The 25,987-nt window shown below is 59.7% G+C and carries 21 protein-coding genes; 8 read left to right on the top strand and 13 right to left on the bottom strand.

Annotation, left to right across the window (positions count from 1 at the left end):
- The 8 genes from Q0309_RS05150 to Q0309_RS18580 form a co-directional block, all read right to left on the bottom strand.
- The coding region (locus Q0309_RS05150; protein ID WP_299438153.1) for an HNH endonuclease at positions 1 to 2,295 on the bottom strand (2,295 nt) is incomplete at its 3' end.
- Between the two features lie 17 nt (positions 2,296 to 2,312).
- The gene (locus Q0309_RS05145) at positions 2,313 to 4,211 is read right to left on the bottom strand and encodes a hypothetical protein (protein WP_299438151.1); all 1,899 of its coding nucleotides are present in this window, start codon (positions 4,209 to 4,211) and stop codon (positions 2,313 to 2,315) included.
- Positions 4,208 to 6,520 carry a sensor histidine kinase gene (locus Q0309_RS05140; RefSeq protein WP_299438149.1) on the bottom strand — a complete coding sequence of 771 codons (2,313 nt, stop codon included), beginning with the start codon at positions 6,518 to 6,520 and terminating at the stop codon, positions 4,208 to 4,210. Before Q0309_RS05140 ends, Q0309_RS05145 begins: the two co-directional genes overlap by 4 nt.
- Before the next feature lie 158 nt (positions 6,521 to 6,678).
- Positions 6,679 to 7,140, bottom strand: a complete 462-nt coding sequence (locus Q0309_RS05135) for a hypothetical protein (protein WP_299438147.1) — start codon at positions 7,138 to 7,140, stop codon at positions 6,679 to 6,681.
- Between the two features lie 9 nt (positions 7,141 to 7,149).
- On the bottom strand, positions 7,150 to 9,291 hold the full coding sequence (locus Q0309_RS05130; RefSeq protein ID WP_299438145.1) for an AAA family ATPase: 2,142 nt from the start codon (positions 9,289 to 9,291) through the stop codon (positions 7,150 to 7,152).
- Positions 9,288 to 9,533, bottom strand: a complete 246-nt coding sequence (locus tag Q0309_RS05125; RefSeq protein WP_299438143.1) for a hypothetical protein — start codon at positions 9,531 to 9,533, stop codon at positions 9,288 to 9,290. Before Q0309_RS05125 ends, Q0309_RS05130 begins: the two co-directional genes overlap by 4 nt.
- A gap of 17 nt (positions 9,534 to 9,550) precedes the next feature.
- On the bottom strand, positions 9,551 to 11,638 hold the full coding sequence (locus Q0309_RS05120; protein WP_299438141.1) for a DEAD/DEAH box helicase family protein: 2,088 nt from the start codon (positions 11,636 to 11,638) through the stop codon (positions 9,551 to 9,553).
- Positions 11,639 to 11,720: 82 nt separating this feature from the next.
- Positions 11,721 to 11,933, bottom strand: coding sequence for a ribbon-helix-helix protein, CopG family (locus tag Q0309_RS18580; protein WP_366940564.1), 213 nt, complete (start codon positions 11,931 to 11,933; stop codon positions 11,721 to 11,723).
- A 280-nt stretch (positions 11,934 to 12,213) separates the two neighbouring features.
- On the opposite strand from Q0309_RS18580, the gene Q0309_RS05115 reads away from it, so the two are divergent.
- Positions 12,214 to 14,193: a ParB/RepB/Spo0J family partition protein gene (locus tag Q0309_RS05115; RefSeq protein ID WP_299438139.1), complete on the top strand. Its 1,980-nt coding sequence runs from the start codon at positions 12,214 to 12,216 to the stop codon at positions 14,191 to 14,193.
- A gap of 155 nt (positions 14,194 to 14,348) precedes the next feature.
- Here the strand turns inward: Q0309_RS05115 and Q0309_RS05110 are convergent, their stop codons facing one another.
- Together Q0309_RS05110 and Q0309_RS05105 are read right to left on the bottom strand one after the other, a co-directional pair.
- The gene (locus tag Q0309_RS05110) at positions 14,349 to 15,143 is read right to left on the bottom strand and encodes a hypothetical protein (RefSeq protein WP_299438137.1); all 795 of its coding nucleotides are present in this window, start codon (positions 15,141 to 15,143) and stop codon (positions 14,349 to 14,351) included.
- Positions 15,140 to 15,880 (bottom strand): hypothetical protein, encoded by a 741-nt coding sequence (locus tag Q0309_RS05105; protein WP_299438135.1) that lies wholly within the window; start codon positions 15,878 to 15,880, stop codon positions 15,140 to 15,142. The genes Q0309_RS05110 and Q0309_RS05105 overlap by 4 nt, the downstream gene beginning before the upstream one ends.
- A 674-nt stretch (positions 15,881 to 16,554) precedes the next feature.
- Here Q0309_RS05105 and Q0309_RS05100 point away from each other — a divergent pair.
- A complete protein-coding gene (locus Q0309_RS05100; protein WP_293330443.1) occupies positions 16,555 to 16,761 on the top strand; it encodes a hypothetical protein in 207 nt (68 codons plus the stop codon).
- Between the two features lie 66 nt (positions 16,762 to 16,827).
- Complete coding sequence (locus tag Q0309_RS05095; RefSeq protein ID WP_299438132.1) at positions 16,828 to 17,766, top strand: zincin-like metallopeptidase domain-containing protein; 939 nt, start codon at positions 16,828 to 16,830, stop codon at positions 17,764 to 17,766.
- Positions 17,767 to 18,009: 243 nt separating this feature from the next.
- Here the strand turns inward: Q0309_RS05095 and Q0309_RS05090 are convergent, their stop codons facing one another.
- The 3 genes from Q0309_RS05090 to Q0309_RS05080 all read right to left on the bottom strand — a co-directional run bounded on the left by Q0309_RS05090 (position 18,010) and on the right by Q0309_RS05080 (position 21,197).
- Entirely contained in the window at positions 18,010 to 18,498 is a 489-nt protein-coding gene (locus Q0309_RS05090; RefSeq protein ID WP_299438130.1) for a hypothetical protein, read from the bottom strand.
- A complete protein-coding gene (locus Q0309_RS05085; protein WP_299438128.1) occupies positions 18,495 to 19,256 on the bottom strand; it encodes a pentapeptide repeat-containing protein in 762 nt (253 codons plus the stop codon). Before Q0309_RS05085 ends, Q0309_RS05090 begins: the two co-directional genes overlap by 4 nt.
- Positions 19,257 to 19,352: 96 nt before the next feature.
- Positions 19,353 to 21,197 (bottom strand): type IV secretory system conjugative DNA transfer family protein, encoded by a 1,845-nt coding sequence (locus Q0309_RS05080; protein WP_299438126.1) that lies wholly within the window; start codon positions 21,195 to 21,197, stop codon positions 19,353 to 19,355.
- Positions 21,198 to 21,904: 707 nt separating this feature from the next.
- Between Q0309_RS05080 and mobC the strand changes: the two genes are divergently transcribed.
- The 5 genes from mobC to Q0309_RS05055 all read left to right on the top strand — a co-directional run bounded on the left by mobC (position 21,905) and on the right by Q0309_RS05055 (position 25,959).
- Positions 21,905 to 22,282 carry a plasmid mobilization relaxosome protein MobC gene (mobC, locus tag Q0309_RS05075; RefSeq protein WP_299438124.1) on the top strand — a complete coding sequence of 126 codons (378 nt, stop codon included), beginning with the start codon at positions 21,905 to 21,907 and terminating at the stop codon, positions 22,280 to 22,282.
- The gene (locus Q0309_RS05070; RefSeq protein WP_299438122.1) at positions 22,279 to 22,794 is read left to right on the top strand and encodes a relaxase/mobilization nuclease domain-containing protein; all 516 of its coding nucleotides are present in this window, start codon (positions 22,279 to 22,281) and stop codon (positions 22,792 to 22,794) included. The genes mobC and Q0309_RS05070 overlap by 4 nt, the downstream gene beginning before the upstream one ends.
- A gap of 98 nt (positions 22,795 to 22,892) precedes the next feature.
- Entirely contained in the window at positions 22,893 to 24,269 is a 1,377-nt protein-coding gene (locus Q0309_RS05065) for a relaxase/mobilization nuclease domain-containing protein (protein ID WP_299438120.1), read from the top strand.
- A 200-nt stretch (positions 24,270 to 24,469) separates the two neighbouring features.
- Positions 24,470 to 24,997, top strand: coding sequence for a hypothetical protein (locus tag Q0309_RS05060; RefSeq protein ID WP_299438118.1), 528 nt, complete (start codon positions 24,470 to 24,472; stop codon positions 24,995 to 24,997).
- A 551-nt stretch (positions 24,998 to 25,548) separates the two neighbouring features.
- The gene (locus Q0309_RS05055) at positions 25,549 to 25,959 is read left to right on the top strand and encodes a hypothetical protein (protein WP_299438116.1); all 411 of its coding nucleotides are present in this window, start codon (positions 25,549 to 25,551) and stop codon (positions 25,957 to 25,959) included.
- The last annotated feature ends 28 nt before the right edge of the window (positions 25,960 to 25,987 follow it).

The following is a 25,987-nucleotide window of genomic DNA, read 5'->3' as shown; positions in this document are numbered from 1 at the left end:
GGAATGGGTGTCCGGATGTTGGTGGAATGGGTGTCCGGATGCCGTGGAATACGCATTCCCAATCTGATGCAGTGTCTGCCCACGATTCACGCCGATTGAAGCACCCCGCTGATGCTGAAGGGAATGACGATACGCTTGTGCAGCTTCCCCATATTTCTCTTGAGAAAGGAGGGCAAATCCCAACATACCAAGCGCATTCGAAATATCGTTGTGCAAACCTTGGCGTTTCGCTTCAAGATCATCATCCGCTTCTGTTTTGCCCTTCAAAGCTCGCCCCACTGTGCGATAACCTTCAAATGCCTGCCGGGCTTGCCGCTCGGCCTCTGGGAAATCTTTTCGGCTCTGAGCAGCAAGAGCCCGGCACATGGCCACGTCCGACAGCACTTCCAGGTCGGTCGTTGAGGACGCGATTTGATCGACTATCCTTTGCACTTTGGCAATCAGTGACTCATCGCCGGTGCGTTGGGCGAGGGTCAAAAACTGCATTGCCAATCCGCTTGCTCTTTCAAAGTGTCCGGTTCGAACTGCGAGGTCGGTAGCATCATACAAGACATGCGCGCCTTGCTCCGGCAGTCTCAGAACGAAAAAGAATCGCATCAAGGATTGAACGACCGACAGCGCAGTTAATACAAGTTCTTCGTCTTCGATCCTTTCTTGCGCAACCTCGAGAACGTGCAACAAGTTGGGAAGTTCATGATCAAAGCGCTGGAGTGCGTATGGGGTGTCCTCGGGTGTATCATAGTTAAGTTCAAGGACTGCCACCATCATGGCAAATCCCTGGATTGTCCGCCGCACTGTTTCCTCATATAAACGGAGGTCTTCCTGTCTACCGCGATCCGTCACAAACCGACGCACCGGGTTCAGTATCCGTGTCCGACTGAGATTGTTGTCAATATGGGCTACGTCGACGAGATGCCATTTTCGCAGTGAAGCCAAGGCGTCGGCAATGCCATCAAGTTCCAGCCACTCGTAAGCTATGTAATGCGTCCAAACACCGGCTGGTGCTTCCGCTAGTGCCCAAAGTACCTGCCGACTACCGGGTGATAGAGCTTCGTACGCGGTCTGGAGACACAATTCGAGATTCGTTCGACGGGAATGGCGTTTTCGCCCTGGCAGTCCGACCGATTCGACACCGCGGTTGCAAATAGCGTCCAAGGCCGCAGCGGTGCCGCCATAATGCACCGTCAGAGCTCCGGCTAGCCTGATCGTCAAAGCATGTCCATCGCAAAAGTCTAGCAACCCCTCCTCATGGGCATAGGTAGAATCGTCGTCTCCGTTACAGGACTGAACCAAAAGTGTGCGACTAGCCGCTTCTTCTAACCCTCCGAGCTTCAACCGCGCCTCGGCTGGCAGTCTATGCAACAGGACCTGGCTTGTTGAAACGAACTGCGTGTCGCTCGTTGAACGAAAAAGGGTATCGACGGTGTCTTCAAACTCATCGAGGTTATCCAGACCGCTCTGCTCGATACCGTCGAACACGACACATGCATGTATGGCATCCAGCCGCGAAGAAAGCTGTTGATCGCTACATTCTATGCCTTCAATAGAAAGTGCGGTCTGCAACGCCGACGTAACATCGGCAACCTTTCGGTATTGTTCGATGTTGCACCAAAGCACCGGGCGTCCGGTCTCGCAGCAGTCAAGTGCCTGAAGCACAAGTTCCGACTTTCCGATTCCGGCAACACCGAAAATTGCGGCTGAACGTCCGGATCGCAGGGCTTCAACCAAGGTTTCGAGTTCGCTCTCTCTGCCAACGAAGTCGCGCAAAGGGCGTGGTGGCCGCAGATGCTTATGCAACGGCTGCATCCGCTCCTTCAAATTGGCACGTGTTCCGGCGATTAAGCGATCCTTGAGCGCCTGCAATTCTTCCGCCGAAAGGCTGTTCTGAAAGTCGTGTTCACGATGGCATGCCGAACAGATACGAATAAGATTATTAGGGTGATGTGATCTGCTGTCTTTCCACGGACGAATATGCGCCGTGTCCACGCCGATACCACTTCCACAACGTGCACATTGGTTCCGGCTCTCTGCCCGAAGATGGTCGAGAATGGCTTTTGGAATAGCGGGACGGTCTTCTGACGAATTGGACCACGGGCCGCCAAGTAGGCTGTCGAATGCGTTTAGCTCGGACAAACTGAAGCGCGTCTGCCCCTTATGCTCGACAGTCTCAAGCGCTCGTAAACCTGCCGATCTTCCAAAAGTCCTTTTAGTGAACTGAAACAAGAGTTCAGTTGTTATTCCGAAATGATGTGCGGCCTCAAGCGGCGTTAACAGCTTTTCGTCTTCAGCTTTCATGCTCCGCCTTCGGCTCATCATTCATTGGCTGATGACTGGATGTCCGAAATTTTGACGATCAATGCGGCTTTCCGGGAATTGCCGGTGACGTCGCTGCCTTCGTCGAATTCCTGCCCCCGCATAATCACGGCATAGACTTGGTTACCGTCCCCTTTGATCTCTTTCGTGCCCTTGTCATCGGACATTTCAATTTCACCGCGTTCGAACCTCGTGAAAAAACCTTTATCACCTTTTACTGCGTCCAGGCTGGCTTTGGCCGAATTGTGCACTGCGTCGCGGTCCAAAGCGTGCAACGCCTGTTCAATGTGGTCGCAGGCTTGTTCCGGAAGTACCAGCCTGTGAACAGGTTCCGGACGTTCCCCGCGTCCCACGTAGCAGGCCGCGGATTCAATCGCCTCCACCTCAAGCCTCCGCGCCTTGGCCTCGGCATCCACGTAGAACAGAGATACGGAGACCGGGAACGGCACGGGCAGGTTCGCAGGCCGTCCGATCCGTCCGAGATCGGCAAGCAGCATCTGCTGGATTTCTATCGCGTAGATTTCACGAAGACGCCCGATGCGCCGGACCTTTTCTTCTTCACCGAAGAACTTACCCAGCTCATCCCAGTCGAGGCTCTGGATATTCTTGAGGTTCCACCTGATCCACTTGCGGCCTTCGCCGGGCAGAATGACAATTGCGGTTCTGACCGGTCCCGCTTTGTATGACCAGTTTCTCGGTTGAAGCTCTTCGAGCTTGCCCGAGAGCAGCATCACGCGCTCTGTCCCGCCATCACGTACGAGATCGCACGCAGGGCTGACGACAAGGGAGACATCATCGCTGTATTGACTGCCGTCTTCCGTCTTCCATCGCAGGACATCTCCGAATTGCAACTGGACCTTGCCATTGTCTTCGGACAATTGCAGGCGATCGGGGTGCAGGAAGACCATCCGATGGACCAGTTCCTGCAAATCCGGAGAGCCGACAAGATGTGGTGCGGGGTACTTCGCCAGGTCGATTTTGTTTAGTTCGAGCGCAGCCGCGATGGTGGTGTCATCGTCTTCGATTTCATGCTGCAAGACCCGGTCGGCGACATCCAGAAGATATTCGCCGAGATTCTGTCCCTCGAAGTCGAGCAGTAGCGCCCGCACTTGCGCTAAATCGGATAAATCCAGCCGGCGCAGTATCCCGATGAAGTTTTGTCGTGCCTGATCGAGGCCGCTGTCCCATGCATGCACAAAGCCCGCGACCCGCTTCGCATCCTCGTAGTGGTTCGCAAGCCTGGTCAACAGGGTGTCAAGCGTTCCGTCTTTGGCGAGATCGGTCTTGCTGACTACGCGAAACGTCGATCCCAGGAGACCGGCCGTATCCCGAAATTCGTTGCGCTTGTCCTGAAGACGCGGACTGCGTGACATGAGGACCACCAGCGGCGGGTTTGCAAAGCGGCCTTCGACAAGTTCGCCGACACGCTGTATCGCGCGTGTCATGTCGTCTTCAGACTGTTGGAAACCGAGAAAGAGATCGATGAAAATCAGCTCGGCTTCCCTTGCTTCCGCAACAAGGTCTCGTCCCATCGTGGTGCAGGTGAGCTCAAGCGCTTCCAAGGCTGCGACAAGGGCGTCCAGACCGCCGCGCTCCGTGGCCTTTGTCTGTTCGTATTCCCGAAACAGATGCTCGCGAGCCTGTGGCAGGTTTTCCCGATTTTGCCAGACAACGGCAATAAACTCCGGCGAGGCTTTGAGATCGTCCGTGGATGCTTCTTCATATCCTTCGTGAAGGGTTTTCAGCAGTTCCTTTTCTTCGTCGCTGAGATCGTCGAAAAAGATCGACCAGTCCCCTTCGTTGAGTTCTTCCGGACGTGGAACATCGTCAAAGACATCGTCGATGACGACCGCCTTCCGTATTCCGCGCGCTTCGAGCAATTCCTTCAGGTCCGTCACGAGACCACGACCTCATCAGGCAGTTGGAGGACGAAACGATGCAGGCGGCCGGTATCGCGATTGACGTGACTGTCCAGTGCGAGACTGCCACCGTGGTATTCGGCGCAATCCCGCGCGATGTACAGGCCGAGCCCCCGGCGCTTGGACTTTTCTTTCAGAGAGAAGAATGCGCGAAAGACGTTTTCCCGATTTTCCTTTGCGATTCCCCGTCCGTTATCCTCGTATGTGACGGTCAATGGATCCACTTCCAGCGAGATCGAGATGTGCGGCTGGAAATCAGGTTCGTGCTGTTTTCGCAAATCAAGCCAGTACAGCGAGTTTGAAAGGAGATTCTCAAGAATCTGGACGATCATTCCCTTCACCGCGCGTATGCGAACGGCGTGATCGGGCAGGTTCACCTTGAGTTTGACGTTGTGTCTTTCGAATTGAAGTTCGTGGCCGCTCAATATGTCCTCAATCAAGGACCCCAGGTTGAACGTCTCCTTGCGTTGACGGCCCGATACGCTGAGCGGATCGAGCACGCGCACGCGTTTGCTGACGGATGTCATCTCCGATCTGAGCGAGTTGAGCAGCCCGCTGATCCGGTCCGGCACTTCCTTGCCGCGAAGGTTCTCAAGGGCCGCCAGCGCATTCTCCGTAGACCGCGCCAGCTCATGCGCGACAACTTCGACCAGCAACCCGACACCGGCCATTTGCACCATCTGACGGTTTTCGCTTTCCACTTCGTCGATGCGGCGCTGTGCCCGGTCGAAGAATTCCTTAATTTCGAAGAAAGTGTGTTGCAGTTGCTCGACGATCTCCGCGGATTCCGGCGCCATGCGCCTGATTTCGCGCAAGGCGGATTTGGCTCTTTTTTCGAGATGCGATACGTCGGTCTTGGCCTCTTTCATATTCAGAGGCTGATCCTTATGACGACGATCAACTTCCCGCATAAAGCCGCGAAGTTGCGACTGGATGGCGAGTTGCAGCAAACCGATGAACGCCTGCTGTTCCGGACAAACACGCAGCCCTTCGCGGTTTGTCTGATCAATTAGCAAGGGATTGCCCAGACGCGAGATCGTAACGCGGCCGACGAACTGCGTCTTGTTCAGAAGGTAGCCCGTGCTTGCAAGTGCCCGGCGGTCCAGCGCAAGCCAGTCATCATCGTCTTCACCATAGGGAAGGACGCGAAACCCGTCACGGAACAACAGGATTCCTGACCAGCGCCGCTGTAAGTCACGCACGACTTTTCGGTCCCCTATACTGTCGATGCGCCCCAGCCTCTGGCGGTTGAACCAGTAGATTTCGAAGTCGAACTCCCCCAGATCGTCGAGGGCCGATACAGGCACCTCGCCGGAAGTCCCGCTGATCGAACCTTCCAGATCAGCCAAGGGGTACTCTCGATTCTCAATCTCAACGGGGTGCTCGAAACCAAGGTCTCGCGCTTCGTAGGTGCATTGCAGGACCGGCTGCGAGTCCTTATACAGGAATCGTCCTTTTACCGATGCATGCGCGTGCGCGAGCAGATTGCGGTCCATATGCGCGACGGGGATGCGCGTGCCGTTCCAGAATATCGCGATGCGTGGACGGCGTTTTGCGTCGGCGAAGGGATCGGTCAGCCGCGCAAAATCGTGTTCGCCGAGATACTTGACCCGGTCATCGGTCCAGTCGGCGCTCAGTGCGCTTATGATAAGTCGCGTGCCGCTCCAGTCGTTGTTTGGCTTTGACGCGCCACGTTCAGGGGCAACGTCGATTTCATCCAGCATCGCGTCGAGATCGTCGAAAGCCGACCAGTCGATCTTGAGCAGGTTGAGGCGCTTGTCGCCGGCCTCGGCGGTTTCGACTGTCAGCCTGTCGCCAAGCCGCATCGCGGACAATCGGCCGATGCCCTTTTCGCCCAGGAAGGGCGCGCGCCGGTTTCCTGAAGCATGTTCGGCCAGCGCTGCGTCGATTGCGCGTTTCCGGGACGCCGTCCCGATCACGAGATAATTGTCGATCAGGTCCTGGCGCGACATGCCGGTTCCCTGATCGGACACGATGATCCTATTCTCGGACGCGTGAAGCGCATCCAATGCTTCAACGAACGATTCCACGTCTCGGGCGGCGTCTATGCCCTCGCGAATACGTTCCAGAGAGTCCTCCGGCGCTGACGGGTCCAGCGCCTTCTCGACATCCGATTTCAGGCGCGGCAAATCCGCCTGGCCTTCAATCGCCCGGTGTCGAAATTTCAGGTAATCATTTCGCCGCAAGGCGATTTCGAAACGAATCTCTGCGCCCGTCGGAGACACGGCATCAAATGCGTTCTTGATCAGTTCATAGAACGCGATCACGTCAGAGCTAATAAGCTCTGCACCAAGTTCCAACACAGTTCGCGCACATATTTTGAACAAGCCTTATCTCCGTTTGTTTTGCGGCCCGCTAAGCACAAGCAAATACGTTTCTTAGATAAACTAAATTATTCCCCGAGAGTGCAAATATAATTTCTTGCTTACGCAGCCTTTTCTTTCCGAAGCAGAGAGTCGACTGCATCAGACAGGTTCCAGATCGGCTCCGCATCGCCGTCCTTGAGCATTTCAATGACCTTTGGCAGCCCAGCCACGGCGAGGCCGCTGGCCAGCGTCATCATCTTTCGCGGCTCGGAGACGATATGCACGTCGCCGGTCTTGCCGATCGCGATTAGCATGAGCTGGTGCACCCGCCATGGGTCGCTGCCGAAGATCGATCCGTCGATGATCTTTCGAGTGTCGTACTTAGTGGTGTCGGCTGGCTCCAGGCCCAGCCGCGCGGCTACGCAGACCGAGAGAAACCACAGATCGACCATGCGCGGAAACGGGCTCTGATCAATGACCGCGTCGGCGCTTCGCTGGCAGTACCGGGTGAACGCCTCGTGGAACTCGACCGGCACGTTGATGTCGATTGCCTGGAACGGGTTGAAATATCTGTCCGCCATCGTCGCCTCCTATGACGCCATTTCCAGCTCAGCCTGCGCATCCGCGCGGCGCTGGCAGAGTTGACATTCGCTACGGTGGTCGCATTCGCAGCGGAGAGCTTTTCGCTCGGCAACGCCCGGATCGTTGACGAGCATTTTCGGGTAATGTGCCGGGTTCGTCAGCGTGAAGACGACGCCCGCAGCTTCGTCGATAATTTCCTCGCATCCGGCAATCTCGTCATGCGTCAGGAACAGCACAAGCTGTGAGCTTTCGCGCACCGCCGTGCGCAGGATCGAGCGCTTGACGTAGCCGCTGGTCATCCCGAGCGGGGTGTCGATAACGTTGGGAGCTTCAACCTCGCTGACTTTCGTCAGCGCCAGGATGAAGGCGAGGGTGAGGGCGCGCCGCGACGCCCCGTTCAGGTCACGATCCGGGTTGAGCGTCCTGTCGTTTGGCCCGTAGACGATGATGTCGAATTCCCGGCTGATTTCGGCGTGCCGGATGATCGCCCCCTGCTCCGGGTCCGCGCCGATCATTTCGATGAATATGTTGTTCATCAGCTCGCTGACTTTGTGCAATTCCTCGTTCGTGATCCGCTCATACGCGCTTTGGAGAACCTTTGTCACATCCTGGGTGACTTCCAGTTCCGCCAGAATACGCGCACCCTTCTTCTGTTCGCGCAGCAAACGATCACGGTTAGCCTCTAGGTCTTCGCGCTCGCGCCGCAGTCCGGTAAGTTGTGTCTCAATGGAGGACTGCCGGGACAGGTGCCGGTCCCGTTGGTCCTTGTATTGACGGCGCGTTTCCCGCAGGCCCTGAATATCGGTGTCAGGAAGCTCGTCGAGCTGCATTTCCAGCGCACGAAATTTCCGGCCCGCTTCGTCGCGCAGTGTCTGTAAGCCATCGCGGCGTTCGACGACTGCCTTGTATTCCTCAAGCCAGACGCTTGATCCGGAGTCTCCGTCGGCCTGGCGCGGCTTGGCTCCGTAATAGAGGTCCGTGATAATCTCCTGGATTTCATCGGCCCGCTGGCTGTCGTCGATGAGCTTCTGTATGTGGGCGCGCCGCTTCTCGCCGCCCGGGTCACCGGATTCGAGCGTCTCGCCGCAGATGCAGATTTCTGCTGAGAGCCGATCCTGCAATACCGGAATCGTCGTGTTGGGAATTTTCCCCTGATCGTGCAGCTCTTCGAGTTTCTCGAAAGCGCGGCCGAGCAGGGGGGCGAGCAGGTCTGTCGCGATGGAGCGGCTACGGAACAGTGCCGAGTGTTCCTTGTTTGCTGTAGCAAGCTGGTCGTCAAGCCGCTTGATTTCACGCTTCGCCTGATCGAGATCCTTTTGCAGCTTCTCCTTGTCACCCTTCTGGAGCGCGGCTGCGATTTTACGGTCAATGTCATCGACCTTCTCATCGAAGGCCCCGAATTGCTGCTTCGCGTCTTCGAGGTCGGCTTCGAATTTCTCCCGGTCGTTCTCCATCTCTTCGAGCCGCGACGCGATCCGGTTCAGCTCGCTGCCGCTGCCGACCTGTTTTGCTTTCCTGTTCACTTCCGATGCCGATTTGCGGACATGCTTGATCGCGTCGTCGATCACGCCGAGCCCCAGCAGGGAGCGTATAGCCCGCTGCACCCGCTCACGCTTGGTGGACAGGGCGACATCCGCTTCGATGAAGCTGAGCGCCCGGTCGCCATCGGTGAAGAAGACCTCCCGCAACTCTGGCGGCAACTCGTCATTGATCACCGCTTCCGGCGCATCAATCGGGCTTGCCCCTGTTTCGTTCAGCGCAAACAACTTGACGGTCGAGGCCGACCGGCGCGCCTGACTGTCCACATCCTCGAATGCCGAGCGTACGAGGCGGTATCGACGGCGCGTTTCGCGTACGTCACCCGACACCCGGCGATATGTTGTCAGCTCGAACTCGACGGTGGCCGTAATCGGAACGCGCTTGCCTTCGCTGGCATTCCAATCGATGGGATGGAGGCGAAAGCCTTCGCCCTTGCCGGGCAGGGCGGCGTCTCCGTAGAGCGCCCACTGCAATCCATGCAGGATTGTCGTTTTGCCCGACTCGTTCGCCGCCCGGATAACCGTCAGCTTCTTTTCCGGATCGCTGGAGAAATTAAGCTCCAGGTCGCGGAGCATCCGAAAATTCTGAAATTCAGCGCGGAGAAGTTTCATGAGTCCAGTTCCTCCGTACCAGTATCATGGCCGCGTTGTGCCGCAAGGAACCGTGCGGCGGCATTGCATTTTTCGTTAATCTTTTTCTGAATATTCGTTGCCGATACGCGGTGGCCCCGCTCGTATTCAAGAATCTCCGAGATCACCTCGATAAGTTCTTCTCTGTAGCCGTCGCATTTCTCATCTATCCCTTCGCATTGCTCAAGGATGATCGAGATGATCTTCTTGTCGTTCAATGGCATGTCTTTTCCCCCAAGCGTTACAGGTACGCGGCGTCCACCATTTTATCGATCATCGCCAGCGGCCCGTCCGGTCGGCCCGCATTTCTTGCAAGCCGTGCGAATTCCTGGGCGCGGCGCAGCTCAGCGCGCACCAGCGCACGCGCATCCGGGTCAAGCCCTTCATCCATCCCCGGCGGCAAGGCGAGCAGGTCATGAATGACACTGTGCGTCTTGCCGATCGCGCTGCATGTGCGCAGCAGGCGTCCACGCCGTTGTACCCATTGCCGTTCCACCGTTGTGCTCGCAAGAATGAACGCCTTGCATATCTGCGGTATGTTCACCCCTTCATCGAGCACGCGTTTGGCGGTCAAGACCTGTATCTCGCCATCCTGGAATGACCGGATGATCCGCTTGGTCTGGTCGCGGTTAGCAGTTTCTTCAGCCGTGAGCTGGTGGAACAGAATATTCTTGTCGCGGAGCAGCAGATTCACATTGTCGAGCTGGTCCGGCCCCTTGTCTGACGTATAAACCAGCGTGTGCCGCAAGCTGCCCGCATCCTCCTTGTCCAGAAGCTCCCTGAGCATCGAGACCTTGCCTGACGCCGTTTCCAGCAATGCGCGGCGGTCGCGCAGCAGCTTTGCCAGGTAATCATCGGGCTTACCGCCTTCGCCGCGCCAGGCATTCTGTTTGATCTTGCCTGTCAGGTCGAACCACTCACCCATCTCGCTTTCGGTGAGATAGACGGGGTGGACGTAATAGTCGTACTCAACCAGGCACCGCCCAATCGCTTCTTCAAGCGTGAATCGGAACGCGACGTCACCAAAGAAGTCGAATAACGCCTCCGTTCCTTCCTCGTCGTATTGACGTATCGGCGTGGCTGACAGGCCGAGACGGTGTTCGAAGAACTCCGGCGGATCGTTGATGAAAGACGGACGGCCAAGATTGTGGGCCTCATCCGCAATCAGGAGCCGCGCGCAATCGAATGACTTCACCGCATCGAGAAATTCCGGCGTGCAAAGTGTATCGTGGCTGACGACCACCGCTTCGATATCCGACAGACCGGTGCGAAGCCGCCGTTTGAGCTTCTGAAGCTCGCTTGCGCGTTTGGCGGCGCTGCCCGCCGTTGTCAGATTGACGGGCTTGATTCCGAACGGGGCGATTTCATCGCACCATTGTTCGATCAGCGGCACGTAGGGCGCGGCGACCACGATCAACAGTGGCTTATGCCCCTCGTAAAGCCGACGGGCTGCGATCATCGAAGTGATCGTTTTGCCCGATCCGGTCGCCATTTCCAGCACACCGCGATATCCGGCGTCGCACCAGGCGGCAACAGCCTTGCCCTGATGCTCAAACGGGCCGTCCTCGTATTCCAGCCAGTCCGGTATCGTGAACCCCGTGCCGGGGATTGAAGCCGGTTCGGCTTCGTATGACTGAGGCTCTTCCGCAAGGCCCGAAGCCTTGCCGTAGAGTGCCCGAAGCTCGTCTTCCGACGGTGGTGCTTCGGAGCTGTAAGTATGCAGCAGGTGCTGCCGTACGGCCTCCGGGAGCGAGATAACAAGGCAGTTTTCGTCCTTGTTCTCCCACAAGCGGCCGAATTCGTAGCGTAGCTTGTCCGTGATATAGCGCTGGTTCGGATCCTGCCACGACCGCGATACCGCAATCTGCTCGATGTTTTTCCTGATCCCCGCATAGGTCACATTGCTTGATCCATGCGCCGTGACGACATCCTCACGCTCTTCGAACAGCCAGACCTTCGGGTGAAAGAGCGCATCCTTCATCAAGGCGATCTTGATTTCGATACGTCTTTCCCGCAGCAGCCAAGACAGGCATTTCAATGTGTGCTGCTGAAGCAGGTCTTCCGTGACAGTCAATTCTTCCAGAATCCTGTCCGCGACCTCGTCCGCCGATTTCAGGCCGTCCTCAATAGCGGCTTGATCTTCGGCGCGCAGAAGCGGGCTTATGATGAGGCGGAAGCTGTTTTGCGAGCCGGCGATATAGGTTGCGAGTCCGGGCGCGAGGGCGGCCAGCACTTCGCTTGAGAAGAACCCGACCATACAGTCAACCTTGCCCGCCTCCTGAAATCCCGGAATCAGGACTTCTTCCGCGAGCGGATCGGTTGGCAGCATGTAAAGGGGGCGGACTCCGTCAAGCGACCGCAGTGAACGGTCTTGTGCCTCAACGGCCGTCTCCGGCTGTATTGCCGCCTGGTCAGTGACCACCTGAGCCCCCAGCTTTCTTTGTTCCCCCAGCTTCCGATTCGGGCCGCCGCAGTGGAAGGTCTGGTGCGACATTCTCGCGATTGCGTGCCACAAACTCGGATACAGCCCGACGGATCATCCACGCCGCCGATAGATCGAGCGCCGCTCCAATCCGGCTTAGCTCAGCGTATTCCTTCTCATCCAGAGTAACGGACAGGCGCACGCTGTTCTTTTTGCTTTTCGTCCGAGCCACAAGTACAACTCCCGATAGGTGCACCAGTTTTACACCAATTTGGCTCTTTTCCAATGGCGAAAGGGTAAAAATCGATAGTCGGCGCGTCCGGCGGAGCCGGACCGGGCGCTACTCGCGCCTTCGGCGCTCCCCGAGCCCCTGCCGCGCCGGGGCTCTGCAAGGTCTCGGCCCTCCAGTGACGCTCCCTCGCGCGTCGGGCCGCTAACGCGCCCCGATTCCTGGCCTGGCCTGTAACGGTGTGGCGGCGGCCATGGCCGCCGCTGTCATGCCGCTCATCGTGCTCCTTTCTGTGCAGCGGGCCGCGCCCGGGCCTTTCATCACGGGCAGCCTGGGGCCGGCGGCCCTCGCCGCAAGCGGTTTTTTCCCCGCCCTGGCGGGCTCCTCGCGCAGCAAAAAACAGCTTGCGCCTCCGTCCTTTGCCGTCCCCCGAGCGACTGCCGTGAAAGGCCGCGACGGGCGCGGCCGGCAATTGACGAAAGGAGTCATCACAATGAACATGCAATCCATCCAACTGGCCGATCTCAGGCCGCCCGCGCACAACCCGCGCAGTGTCATCGAGGACACGAGCCTCGACGAACTGGCCGCCAGCATTCGCGGCGACGGGCTGTTGCAGAACCTCGTGGTCGCACCGTCACGCGGCAAGACCTACCGCGTCATCAGCGGCGAACGGCGCTTCCGCGCCCTGAGGCTGCTGTGCGAGCGCGGCGATATCGACGAGACCTACCAAGTCCCTGTCGAGATTCGCGGCAAGCTGTCCAAACGCGACAAGCTGCGCATCGCCACGGTCGAGAACGTGCAGCGTGAGAACCTGGCCCCGGTGGACGAGGCCGAAGCGTTCGCGGAGCTGGCCCGCAACGGCGTCACGCTCGATGACATCGCAGCCGAAACCGGCAAGTCGGTCGGCACGGTCAAGCGCAGGCTGGCGATCGCGGGTCTGTGCGACGAGGTCAAGCAGGCCCTTCGCGAGAATCGCATCACGCTGGCGGTGGCCGAGGTCATGACGCTCGGTTCCCATGACCGGCAGCGCGGCATTCTCGAAGAGGTCACGTATGCGACCGAGAGGGGCTGGACGCCCGATATCGACGATATCAGGCACGATCTGCTGGACAGCAAACCGTCCGTGGCCGAAGCGATCTTTCCGGTCGAACGCTATACGGGCACCTTCACGAAGGATTTGTTCGCAAGCGACGATCAGACCTTCTTCGACGACACGGACCAGTTCCTCGAATTGCAGGAACAGGCTGTCAACGAGAAGGCCGAACAGCTCCAGGCCGAAGGCGTCACGGTGGAAGTCACCAATGCCTATTCGATTCCGAACTGGCAGTACCGGGACGCCGAAGACGGCGAGGACGGCATCACGATCATCAACCTGTCCCCGCAGGGGCATGTCGATATCCGTGAGAACGCCGTTCCCTACGATCTCGACCGTGACACCGCGACGGCGACCGCCGATACTCCGGCGGCCCCATCGAAGCCGAGACCGGCCTACAGCACGCCGCTGTGCCGTTACATGGCGTATCACAAGACGCTGGCCGTTCAGGCGGAGCTTCTGGCCCATCCCAGGGTCTGCAAGATTCTCGCAATCGGTCGGCTGATCGGTAATCACGACGCTCATGAAGCCTTGCATGCCTTCGAAGAGCTGGACGAACCGCCGGCAAGCTACGTCACCGTCAATGAGACCGCTGCGAGCTGTATCACCCATCTTCCGATCGAAGGCCGCGAAGATGCGCCCGCATGGATACGGCTGAAATATCTCTCCTGCGATCCGGCGGCGCTGTACGGCACGCTGAAGGAATTCAGTGATTCCGAACTTGATGCGTTGCTGGCGCTGCTGACCGCGCTGGAATTCGGTCAATCCCATTGCAACGCGCTCGATACGGACGAGAAGAGCCTGTTCAACCATGTTGCACGGGACCTCGACGTCGCCATGCGTAATCACTGGACGCCGGATGCGGCTTTCCTGTCCCGCCGCACCAAGGACCAGATTACGCAAATTGCTGGCGAAGCCGGAGCCTTGCAGAAAGGGCCGTTCGCCCGTCTCACCAAGTCGGATCTGGTGAAGCTGATGGAACGTCACTTCATACAGGCAGCCGAAGCGACCGATCCGAACGAGGATCAGCAACGCGCCAATGCGTGGCTGCCCGAAGCGATGCAGTTCCCGGCCATCGATCCGGTATCTATCGAGTCCGCTGACGCGGAGGCCGACTCCTCTTCCGAAGAGGCGGACTGACCGCGGTCACTTGCCGTCCGGTGCTCTCGCGCCGGGCGGCTTTTTTCATTCCTATAGCGTCATGCGTCGAATACGCACTGACCCCATAACTCCGCAATTGTATACTCCGACAGAAACGGTAAGGCTCGCTTGTTGCGGCGCATTGGCGCGTAGCATCAGATTTCGCCGCGCCGGACACGACGTTCGTGCTTGTAGTCGAAGCATTGAGACATCCGTCCGACAAACTTTCCTTTGTGGAAGCGCCATTTCGGCTGGTCATCAAGGGTCGTGGTGAAAATGTCGCCGGCCAAGCTCAGGCCAACGCCGTAGAAGATACGAACCAACACCAGGTCGTAGACGCGAAATACCAGCTTGTTGAATTTGTTGAGTGTGGCGACTGTTTCCATGCCGGGTGACTCGCCCCGCCGGGAGCGCGCCATGGTGCTTTCAAACTGGGGCACACTCGCATGGACATATTGCGATAGTTCGCTGTACAGAGACAGTGCCTCGGCGTTCGCTTCTTCCGGCTTTTCAAACTCCTCGAAATATAGCAGTTCGTCCACATAGTCTTCAAAGCGCTTGCCTTTGTCACCAAGTCCCGCAAGCCGGTCTTCGAACGTGGTGGCATCGTCATGCGTGTCTCGCGATGACAACTTCACGGCGGCTTCCAAAAGGAAACGGAGCTCACGCCGTGCGGCGTTTTGCATCCCTTCTTTGGCACAGAACATCACAGCGAGTGCCGCCTCACTCAGGTGCGGCGCAAACCGGAAAAGCAAATAGTCCTCGCCTGCCGAAAAACGACTGCCCTGCAGATGCACATAGCTCTGTGCCAGCAGCATATGAGCAGTAATCGATTCAAGGTAATTCAGGGCATCCTGAAAAGGCCGCGACTCTAAAACCTCCGCCACATAGCGTTCGCGTTCGGCGCGGAGTTCCTTGCCTACTGATTCCAGCGGATCATCTTCACTCATTCTTCAATGTCACTTTCTGCAAGTGCCTTGTCGAGGGCATTAACGATCACGTTCGCATCCAAGAAAAAGCCCGTTGCGCTGGAATAGGTTGCCCGCAGCATCATGCCTGCCAGCCTGTGGCTGCGCGGTTCGTCGTCTCCTACCCAGAAAACTGGCGTTCCGCTCAGGCCGTCCAAGGTGGAGAACGGTGATAAGTCCCGAAACTTGACTTCATAGCAATGGTCCATTGCTGCTGGCCCGTCAAGGTCCGCTTCCAGTTGCGCTGCTCGCTCATGCATAACCGAGTTATCGTAGTCGATGGCAGAAAGGTCGTGAGGGAACCCCCTCATGATGAAGTGACCGTCATCATCAGGACGCCAGATCAATTTACGGAAGGGAACAGGGTATGGTGGCTGATCGCCAAACTCTTTGTCACTGTAAAGGGTGCGCTCCAGCGGAAAGAACACGATATCACGCCAGTCCGGGTCATCATCTCCAGGATTTGCCGTTGAGTTCAGTTTATCGGCCCTGATTGTGATTTGCGCATTGTGCGGAACAAAATGGCGGGAACCCTGATGAAAAAGAACTCTGATCGCGTCCGCATCATAGTCCGCCACAACATGCCGTGCGGTCACAGCAAAATCCTGGTCCCCGTAGCGGCACAAAAAGCAGGTCCCACGGCCTGTATACTCAAAACCATTCACGGCATTCTCAAATATCATTCGTCTTGAACAATTTAGCATATCGATAACACGCATCGCGAGACCTCCACCGTCAAAGTACCTGTTTACAGACATGTAAATCCACCGCTGGACGAAAATTTTCCCTGGCCGCCGAAAGCGCTGATCCGAACGAGTATCAGTGATCCGCGAAGAAGCAATCTGTCCGGCAGAGCTCATTACTTGCGGACTGGTCCGATACACATCGCGATATTCCAGGTGATGACGGCAACCTCAGCATCCTCCGCTTTGCCATGACCTCAAATCCCTGACGCTGAAATATTCTCGACTGTAGCCCCGTCGCGTTCCCTGTTGTCCAATCGCCTTCGGCTGATGTCCTGATGTGAATCCCTGTTTGGGGGCTTCCAGCCGTTGAGGCGTTACCTCGCTGGCGCCTGTTTCTTTGCTGGCCGCGCTCTGTCCTGACCTTCCTGTCCTTCTGATTACTGCCACCGACCGACATTGGCCGGTGGGGTTTCCGATCATCCCGCCATCACTCCTGTAGGCCGGTGTCACTCATTTACGCCGGACCCTGGCCGCTGCCGTGCGCGGCGCAATCCCGAGCCCTGCCGGGTGCGGACGGTCGCTCCCGTGTTGCTCCGACTGCGTCTGCGCGCCCGCTCCATTCGCTGTCCGCAGGTTTGCGCCGCGCCCGCCGACGCGGCCGGACGGGAGGCGTACTTCGTTCACAACCAACCAACAGGAGAAAACAGATGGCTAAGACGAATAACAGGAAACCCGACTTCAACGTCTACATGGTCTCGGGCGGCGGCAAGGACAGGAAAGGCTTCTGGACCAAGATCGGCGCGGCCTGGAAACACGAGGACGGCGAGGGCTTCAACGTCTCTCTGGAAGCTTTCCCCACCAACGGGCAACTGGTCATCCGCGCGCCGAAGGCGAAGGACGACAACGGGGAATAACGCGAACAGGGGCCGCTCACCAGCGGCCCCTTCGCTTTTCAGGACACGAATTTCGGAGACAGGATCATGTCAAAAATCAAGGAGCTTTACGAGAACGTCACCAACCGCATCATCGCCGAGCTTGAACAGGGCGTGCGCCCGTGGGCGAAGCCCTGGAACGCGGAACACGCAGCCGGGCGCATCACGCGGCCGCTACGACACAACGGTGTCGGCTATAACGGCATTAACGTCCTGATGCTGTGGTGGTCCGCCCAGGATCGCGGCTTCATCTCGCCTTACTGGCTCACTTTCCGGCAGGCGAAAGAACTTGGCGCTTTCGTCCGCAAGGGCGAGAAGGGATCACCCGTCGTTTACGCCAACACGATCAGCAAGACCGAGCAGAACGACGCCGGCGAGGATGTCGAGGTGAATGTCCCCTTCATGAAGGCATACACGGTGTTCAACGCCGACCAGATCGACGGGCTGCCCGAACACTACACGCAGCTCGCCAAGCCGGTCATCGATCCGGTGCAGCGGATCGACCGCGTGGAAGCGTTCTTCCGCAACACAAACGCGGATATCCGCACCGGCGGCGGACAAGCGTACTACGCCGTTGGCGGCGATTACATCCAGATGCCGCCCTTCGAGGCGTTCAAATCCGCTGAAAGCTACTACGCGACCCTCGGTCACGAAACGACGCACTGGACTCGCCACCCGTCGCGCCTCGACCGCAGCTTCGGCCGCGAGAAATGGGGCGATGCCGGGTATGCCCGCGAGGAACTGGTCGCTGAGATTGGCGCGGCGTTCCTTTGTGCCGACCTCGATATCGAGCCCGCGATCCGTGAGGATCACGCGCCCTATATCGCGAACTGGCTCAAGGTGCTCGAAAACGATCACCGCGCCATCTTCACGGCGGCTGCGCACGCGCAGCGCGCCGCGGACTTCCTCCACGGCCTCCAGGACCCGGCGGGTCAGGCCGAACAGCAGGAAGACAGCGATGACGATGAAGACCGGGCCGCCGCTTAGGCGGCCCTCCCTTCGTTTTTTCACAGTCATTGTATCAACGTGCGCGCTCCGGCAAGGACGCGCACCGCGTTGTTCGTATCAGAACGATCCAGCGCGCCGCCTCCGGCGGCACGTCCCTGCCTTTCGCTTGCGCGCGTTGATGCCGCGATCGCGTCGGCTCCGAAGGGATGCCGGTCCTTTGTCTCACCAAAGGGATGGTCTGGCAGGAGCGTCTGTCAGCTATCCCCTGTGGTCATAGCCCCGCTAGGGTTTTGCGACGAAGGCTCCGGCGCTTGCCCTGCGTCTGTGCCTGCGCCACGGTGCGCCGGTCGCACCTTTACGCGGTGCCTGCCGGGTATGGCCTGGCTGTGTCGTTGATTTCGAGGTCTGTGTCTGCGTTTCGCGCATGGCCCTGAGCCGGGCTTCCGGCAGGGAACCGACGACCGAGGCGCGGGCCTCTTCGTCCGACCATGCCAGCCGCTCGGTATCGTCATGGCCGACCGTCCGCCTTGCCCGGCGCACGGTGTCGCCGACCTGATAGGCGTTCTTGCCCTCGCTGGCGACGACCTCAAGCTCCAGCTTTTCGTTGCCATCAACCGGATCGAACAGAACCTGCGCCGTGACCGCACGGTCGCCGACCTTCACGCGCTGGCCCCGGTTATACCGGTCGGGCAGGAACACGCCTTCATGCCAGCGGATTACGTCGCCCTCGATGAACTCAGGCCCGCAGACAATCCACTGTTGATGCCTCATGGCGCGCCTCGTTCCGCGTGTTCCGCCATGACCGGCGGCGCGACCGCCGGTGTGCCCTCGGTCCCGCGCAGTTGCGCGGAGACGACATGGACGCCGCACATATTGGCCTTGTCGATACATGCGCCCTTCAGATGCGCCGTGCGGAAATCCGCCCCGTCGAGGAAGGCCCCCGATATGTCGGCGCCGCGCATATCCGCGCCCCTGAAGAACGAGCCGCGCGCATAGGCGTCGAACAAACTGGCCCCTTCGAGGTTCGTGCCCTCGAAATCCGTCCAAGCCAGCGCCGCCGCGCCGAGATCGGCCCCGGCCATGTTCGCGCCCTCCATGCAGGCACCGTTGAGATTGGCGTGGCGCAGATCGGCTTCCTCCAGATCTGCGCTTTCAAGGTCCGCCCACCACATGCCGGCTGCGACCAGCCTGGCGCGGCGCAGCCGCGCGCCGCGCAGGCCGGCATTCTTGAGGGAACAACCGTTGAGGTTTATGTCTTCGAGATCGGCCCCGGACAAATCCGCGCCGCTCAGGCAGACGCCTTCGAGATTGCAGCCGGATAGATCGGCACCGGCCAGACGCGCCTGCCTGAGATAGCCGCCGCGCAAATCCAGCCCCGCCAAACAAAAAGCCTGCCCCTCGGGCAGGCCATGATGGCGCATATGGCGGCAGAGTTCGGAAACGGTGCCGAACTCCATGACGCCGAGAAACGTGCCGCTGGAATCGATGATACGAATATCAAACGGGGTTTGTTGTTTGAACATCTCCATTTTTTATCTCCCTTATAGAATGGGAGATATTATACACGTCAGAGTCGAATCTAATATTAACGGCGCAATTCTTTATTAAATATCCGGGATTTACTGTCAGCTCCCCGCCTGGTCGTAATGCTCCGGTGCCATGGGGTTGGGGTCGGCAAGCTCGTTTAAGGTCGAATGGAAATAGGGCAGCTTCTGCGCCCGGATCGGGCGGAGCTCAGCGCCGAAGAACAGCAGCTCTTCATTCGGTCCCAGATTCATCACTTCGTCCGGCGTCATCAGCGGACGGCCCGTCTCGCTGATGTTTTCCCTGTCGCCGCTCGATCCGCTCGACCACACCGTGGTCTTGCCAAGCAGGTCGGACGCGTATTTCGCGGTGAAGAGATCGTTGGTGCCGAAGAACTGCACGATCCGTGAGTTACTGACGAAGCTCTCCCAGCGGTCACCATAGGTGTCCTTGAGCTGGCTGAGATTTTGCAGGATCGGCCACATCTTCACGCCGTAGCCTCGACCCTCTGCTATGCCGCGCTCTGCAATCCGCAGATGCCCCAGCGCGGCAAATTCGTCGAGCAGGAACAGCACGCCGGGCTTTGTCGGGCCTTGCGTTCGGGAAAGCGCCGTCAGGCTCAGTGTGATCATCAAGCGCAGCCAGCGGGCGAACTGGCCGCCGACATGTTCAAAGGGCAGGCAAAGATAGATCGTCATCGGTTTGCGCTTGAGGTCCACCAGGTCGAAATCCGACGTGCCCAGCACCAGCCGCATGCGGTTGCTATCGAGAAATTCCGTATGGCGTTGCGCGGTCGAGAGGACTGCCGGGCCTTCCCGGTCGGATTTCGACATGAAGCGGTTCGCGGCCGATGCGACCAGGCCGTCAGCATAGGGCGCGCGCGACATGGCCTGGAGCGTGGCCGTCCAGTCTTCCGGCCCCTGAGACAGGAGCTTGCGCACCGTGATCAGGTTGCGCCGCTCCGGTGTCTCCACAAACGCGACGTAGAGGATCAGGCCCTTTAACAGGGACTCGGCCTCATCGGCGAAATGCCCTTCGACGCCGGACGTGCCCTTGTCGCGCAGCACGAGGGCGTTCGCCATCATGGCGGCGTCATCGCCCACGTCTTCGCTGTTGGTGTCCAGCCAGTCGAGCGGGTTGAAGGCCGAGCAGGGCAAATCCCACGGCGGGTCGCTATGCAGGCCCCACGGGTTCAGGACGTGGACCTCCTGGCCCATCGCGCGGCGATGCCGTGCGGTGATGGCGGCGTTCTCGCCTTTCGGGTCGTTGCAGATCACCGAGCCCTGCCACAAGAGCAGGTTCGGGATGATCGAGCAGACGCCTTTTCCGGCCCCGGACGAGGCGACCGTCATGAGATGGCCGTCGCCGTCGAACCACAGCCCTTCATCGGTCAGGTCCGGGTACTGGCCGAGATAGACGCCGCCCTTATCCAGCAGACCGGCTTTCTTGATCTCCTTATCGTCGGCGAACCGGGCCGAGCCGTGACTCGTCAGTTCGGGCTCGTCGATGGTCTCGCCGAAGAATCTTTCGTAGGCACGCACGCCGATAATGAGGCAGACATAACCGAGCGCCGCGACGCCGGGCCAGAAGGTGACGATGGTCTGCATGCGGGCGAAGTTGGCGTTATCGCCGGTGACGCCATCGGCATAGAGCAGGAGGGGAAAGCCCAGCCCCAGGCAGAGCTGCCACAGACGGATATGCCGCCAGCGCCATTGGTTCTCATCTTCATCGTCGTCCTCGTCATCCTCCGGCTCTTTTGCCGATTTGGGGATGCCGAACAGAGCCAGAACGCCAAGCCCCAGAAATATGAACCCGGCCGCCACCGATGACCTTGCCGCGTGCCCCCACGCAAGGGGCATATCGTCGCCGGTGAGGGCGATCGCGAGGAACGGAACGGCGATGCCGATCGCGGCGAGGGTGAGGAGTTCGCGGGCTTGTATGTTCACATTTACGGCCTTCCGTTTGTCGCCATTTTGTTCTACAAGGAGTCGATGCGATTTGTGCAAGGCAAATCGCATCTCCATCGGTGTCGCATCGCGACACAAGCGGGGCCGGATAACGGCCCCGAGCATGCGCGGATCATAACTCCGCGCGCCGTCCGCAGGACGGCCCACAGGCGCAAGTGTTAATGGCGTCTTAAGCATATCCATGATAGAGTTGATGATCCAGATTTGCCGTTAAGGTTGGAGGCAAGCCGTGAACGGTATCACCGTTCAGACGGCCCGGCCCCGCCGTTGCGGGACTCGGGCCTGGCTTGGCAAGGGGCTCTCCGGCCCCCGTTGCATCCCCCGGCCAGCGTTTCGGCGCTGGACAAACGACCGGGTTTCCGGCCCCGGTACCGGCCAGCCCCCTTCGGGCTGGACACCGCGTTAAGGCGCTTCGCCCTTGACGATCCCGACCGCTGTTTCGGCAGCGGCTTACGACCAGCATCCGTGCTGGAGCGGCCAACCCCTTCGGTTGGATGCGGCGTCGGGTTTCGGCCCGACATGACGAGCAGGACACGCCGCCCCTGCACCCCGGCGAGAGGGTTCGCGCAACCCCCTCGACCCCGCGACAGGGGGATGCCCCCTGTACCCGCACCAGCAGCCATGCTGGACCCGGCCAGGGGAGGCGCCCCTGGATGCGCATGAGACCGACGGCGGAGGGCGGCGGTATGGCAACCAAAAAAAGCGAAAAACGGCAACGCAACAAGACGGTCCATATCCGCCTGACCGACGCGGAGCATGCGGCCCTTCTCGCCGCCGCCGATAATGCCGGCCTCACGCTTGGCGCCTACATGCGCGCCGCCGCGCTCGGGTCACCCGGCCCCCGCGCCGCACGCAAGCCGCCCGTCGTCAGGGAGGAGCTGGTGCGCATTCTCAGCCAGCTCGGCAAGATCGGCTCCAACGTCAACCAGATCGCCCGCGCCGTGAACAGCGGCGATGACCCGAACGGCCTGTCCGACGACATCAAGGCCGCTGTGGTCGCCCTCGCCGAAATCCACGCAGCCGCCGCCCATGCGCTTGGGTGGAAGCCGGGGATGGACGCATGATCATCACGGGCAACAGCATCGGCTTCTCACTCGACCTGGTCACGCGGCTCCTGGACGACGTATCGGAGAACACTCGCGTCGAGGCGCTTGAGTTTCGGCATGTGGCGGTGTGGGAGGTGAAGGAAGCCCTTTCCGATATGCAGTTGCTTGCCTCCGGCACAATGGGCCGGAAGGGCCTCTATCACGCCAAAATCCGCCCCGCCCCCGAGTACAGTCTCACGCGTGAGCAGTGGTTCCATGCCGCCGACATGCTGGAGCAGGAGCTGGGCTATGACGACCTGCCGCGTGTTCTTGTCCTGCATGAGCAGGGCGACCGTGCCCATCTTCATGCCATCTGGGGGCGCACCGATATCGACACGATGACGCTGCGCCCGGACAGCTTCACCTATGCCAAACATGAGCGGGCCGCCCGCGCCCTGGAAGCCGCGTTCGGCCATGAAGCCGTTCCGAGCTGGCGGGAGTCCGACCCGGACGGGCGGTCCGAGCCGGACGGGCGGGAGGGCGCGTCGTGATTATCAAGGGCGCAAGCCGCGCGGCCCCGGCCAAGCTTGCCAAGCACCTTGAGCGCGAGGACACGAATGAGCGCGTCGAGGCGCTGGAGTTCCGGGACGTGCCGCTGGAAGACCTGGAGCACGCCCTGCGGCACATGCAGATGCTTACCGCCGGGACGCGCGGCTACAAGGGCCTTTACCACGCCAATATCGACCCCCATGCCGATTATCCCATGACCCGCGAACAATGGGAGCGCTGCGCCGACGTGCTGGAGCAGGAGCTGGGCTTCGAGGGCCAGCCCCGCGTCATCGTTCTGCACAAGAAGGAGGGCCGCGAGCATATCCATGTCGTCTGGGCGCGCACGGATGTCGAGACGATGACGTTGCGATCCGACGCCTTCACCTACGGCAAGCATGAACGCGCCAGCGCCCGGCTGGAGGAAGAGTTCGGCCACGAGCACGTGCCCGGCAAATGGTACAAGCGCGACATGGAACAAGAATTGCCCATGGCGGAGTTGAACCACGCCGAATGGCAGCAGATGGAGCGCAGCCAGCTCGACCCGCGCGAACGCAAGGCGGAGATCACCGGCCTGTATGAACGCGCCGATAACGGCCAGGCGTTCCGGAACGCGCTTGAGGATGCGGGTTATCTGTTGGCGCGGGGCGACCGCCGCGCCATGGTGGTGGTCGATATCGCCGGCGAGGTCCACAGCCTCAACCGCCAGATCACATCCGCCAAGGCGAAGGAAATCCGCGAAAAGATCGCCGATATCGATATGTCGGCGTTGCCGGACGTGAACGCGGCCCGCGAGCTGCAAGAGCAGCGCCGCGACGCCCGCAACAGCGCGAAGGGCCGCGCAGACGCGGAAGAAGGCCTGACCGAGACCCCGGAAATCGATCAAGGGCCGGACGGTGCGGATCAGTCGCAAAACCGGGATGCGCCTGCGCAAGACGCGCCGCCCATCCTGGCCCCGGAAGACCCCGCGCTTATGGAAGCCCGCGCCGAGCTGGAACAGAACCATGAACGCCGCAGGGCGTATTTCGAGCAGGACTGGGAAAAGCGCATCGCGCGCGAGATGGATCTGGTCAATCGCCAGATTCAGGAGCGGCGCGAGATCGAGCGCAAAACCGACTGGAAGGAAATGGAAGGCAAGTCGGGCTTCGAGCGGTTCGATCACAAGCTCAAGGACCGGCTCGACCGCAAGCGCGTCAGGGACCGTCACGACGAACGCCAGGCTCGCGAGAAAGAACGAGACGCGCGCGACGAGCAGCGCCGCGAGGCCCGCATGGAAGAACTGCTGCGCGATCGTGAAAACGACCGCGCGAAGATGGAGTGGACCTTCGAGCGCGAGCACCGCCAGCTTGAAGATATGCACCGCCGCGAACAGGAGCGCGCGCGGCAGCAGGAGCTGGACCGCGCCCGCGATCCAAGCCCGCCCGACTTTGATCCATCCGGCGACCGGCCACCCGACCGTGGCGGTGGCTACGACCGATAAGCGGTCCTTCCGGACGGGAGGAGCAGGACCGCAGGACCGGACAACCCGTCGATCCTGAACCACCGCAGGCACGGTTCAGCCTCAAGAGGCTGTTCAACAAGCTCACCGGGCTGCTGGGAATCCGGGCGCTGTTCAACTGGTTTGCGAGGCCGCGCGGCCCACGGCCGGAGCCGATCCAGATCGACCCGGCATGGTTCCCCGTGCCACAGCCGACGCCCGCGCCCGCGGATGAATGGCTGCCGCCGGGGCTGGTGCCGCCCAAGCCGCATCTGCCAGCTTGGGAGCCGCCCTGGACGGCGGTGTTCGAGCCCCCTTGGGTGCCGCCATGGGAGCGAGCGTTTGCGGCGCAGCCGGAGGCGACAGAATTGCCGGGGGCGTATTGGGAACAGGATGATCCGGAGGATGATCTGTACCCGGAAGATGACCCCTATGACTATGAGTGCGACCCATACGCCTTTGCGGAGGATAACCCGGGCTGGGCTGACGACCTGCCCGATCCGGAGCCGGAAGACGACGACATCTATGTCCGGCCCGGCGATAAGGTGCCGTTCGATGCCGGAGAGCTGTTGCGGAGCTATTACGTGGTTGGTCTCGGCGACGTGCATGTTTATGCGCGCCTTCATCCCGACGATATGGACTTGGACCCGGATCAGATCATCGAGCCCGGCGAGCTGAGGCAGGACTTCAATCTGCATTTCCGGCCCAAGGGGCCGAAAAAGCCGAAGTAGAATCTGCTAACGGCCATTCTCGGTGCCTTCGTGACCGCTTGCCCGTGCCGCATTGCCGTACAAGGTGGGCAAGGGCGGTTCCCCAGCGGCTGGCGGCAATCCCACTCAAAATGGCGCAGAAATGGCTAAGCACGCCCAGCTATCCACCACGGCAATCTATGGCAATGCCATCGGGGCCGAGGAACAGGCGATTGCCGAGCGGATGAGGAGGTAGAATAAAGGCCGACGCGGGATAGGCCGGATTCTAGTATTCCCTGTGTCGAAAGATTTTTCGGTACTCTTTCATCACAGAAAAGAAAGCTCCACTCTCTCCATTATCTCGCTTTTCCCGATACTTAAACGGCAATTAAAGTTATGTAAATACAACCTGTACTAGACTTTGTCTTTGCATATTTAGCGGACATATTTTCTGTGCGGGAGTTTGTATTATGAGATGTCTTTTCTATGGGCTTTTGTTTGTTTTCGTACTCCTGACAGAAACCGCCCCGGCGCACGCCACATCCATATCCAGCGGCTCAAAAACCCAGGGCGCGATCACCCAGGGCGGGAGCATGACCTACACCTTTGACGGTGATGCCGGTCAGGGCCTGATCCTGCAAGGATATTCCACCCAATACACGGTCAAGATCAGCGTCACCCGACCCGGCGGTGTCTCGTGGATCAACAACGCCACCGAGCGCGTCACCAACACCCTGCCGGATACGGGCACATATTCCGTGAAGATCGAAGCCGCCCTGCCGACGGATAGCGGGGCGTTCGACCTCTGGCTGCTGATCGGGGGCGAGAGCGTATGCTGCGGTTCGCTGACCAGCGGCGGCAGCGAAAGCGGCACGCTGGATACCAACGGCCTGGACAGCTACCAGTTCACCGGCACGGCGGGCGAGGCCGTGATTCTGCACGCCGACGCGGCGTCATACGACGCCAAGATGATGGTCTATGATACCGGCCGACGCCTGATCTGACTCAAAGGGGGATTCCCAAGTCGCCCTG

Origin of the sequence: uncultured Rhodospira sp. (assembly GCF_937138205.1) — a bacterium.
Lineage (GTDB): Bacteria > Pseudomonadota > Alphaproteobacteria > Rhodospirillales > Rhodospirillaceae > Rhodospira.
The sequence above is the reverse complement of the archived record's forward strand: the minus strand, read 5'-3'. Positions and strand labels throughout refer to the sequence as shown.

Coding starts and splice junctions, on each gene's coding strand:
- Q0309_RS05135 (WP_299438147.1), bottom strand. CDS start 7,140: ATGGCGGACAGATATTTCAACCCGTTCCAGGCAATCGACATCAACGTG.
- Q0309_RS05130 (WP_299438145.1), bottom strand. CDS start 9,291: ATGAAACTTCTCCGCGCTGAATTTCAGAATTTTCGGATGCTCCGCGAC.
- Q0309_RS05125 (WP_299438143.1), bottom strand. CDS start 9,533: ATGCCATTGAACGACAAGAAGATCATCTCGATCATCCTTGAGCAATGC.
- Q0309_RS05120 (WP_299438141.1), bottom strand. CDS start 11,638: ATGCTGCCAACCGATCCGCTCGCGGAAGAAGTCCTGATTCCGGGATTT.
- Q0309_RS05115 (WP_299438139.1), top strand. CDS start 12,214: ATGGCCGCCGCTGTCATGCCGCTCATCGTGCTCCTTTCTGTGCAGCGG.
- Q0309_RS05110 (WP_299438137.1), bottom strand. CDS start 15,143: ATGAGTGAAGATGATCCGCTGGAATCAGTAGGCAAGGAACTCCGCGCC.
- Q0309_RS05105 (WP_299438135.1), bottom strand. CDS start 15,880: ATGCGTGTTATCGATATGCTAAATTGTTCAAGACGAATGATATTTGAG.
- Q0309_RS05100 (WP_293330443.1), top strand. CDS start 16,555: ATGGCTAAGACGAATAACAGGAAACCCGACTTCAACGTCTACATGGTC.
- Q0309_RS05095 (WP_299438132.1), top strand. CDS start 16,828: ATGTCAAAAATCAAGGAGCTTTACGAGAACGTCACCAACCGCATCATC.
- Q0309_RS05090 (WP_299438130.1), bottom strand. CDS start 18,498: ATGAGGCATCAACAGTGGATTGTCTGCGGGCCTGAGTTCATCGAGGGC.
- Q0309_RS05085 (WP_299438128.1), bottom strand. CDS start 19,256: ATGGAGATGTTCAAACAACAAACCCCGTTTGATATTCGTATCATCGAT.
- mobC (WP_299438124.1), top strand. CDS start 21,905: ATGGCAACCAAAAAAAGCGAAAAACGGCAACGCAACAAGACGGTCCAT.
- Q0309_RS05070 (WP_299438122.1), top strand. CDS start 22,279: ATGATCATCACGGGCAACAGCATCGGCTTCTCACTCGACCTGGTCACG.
- Q0309_RS05055 (WP_299438116.1), top strand. CDS start 25,549: ATGACCTACACCTTTGACGGTGATGCCGGTCAGGGCCTGATCCTGCAA.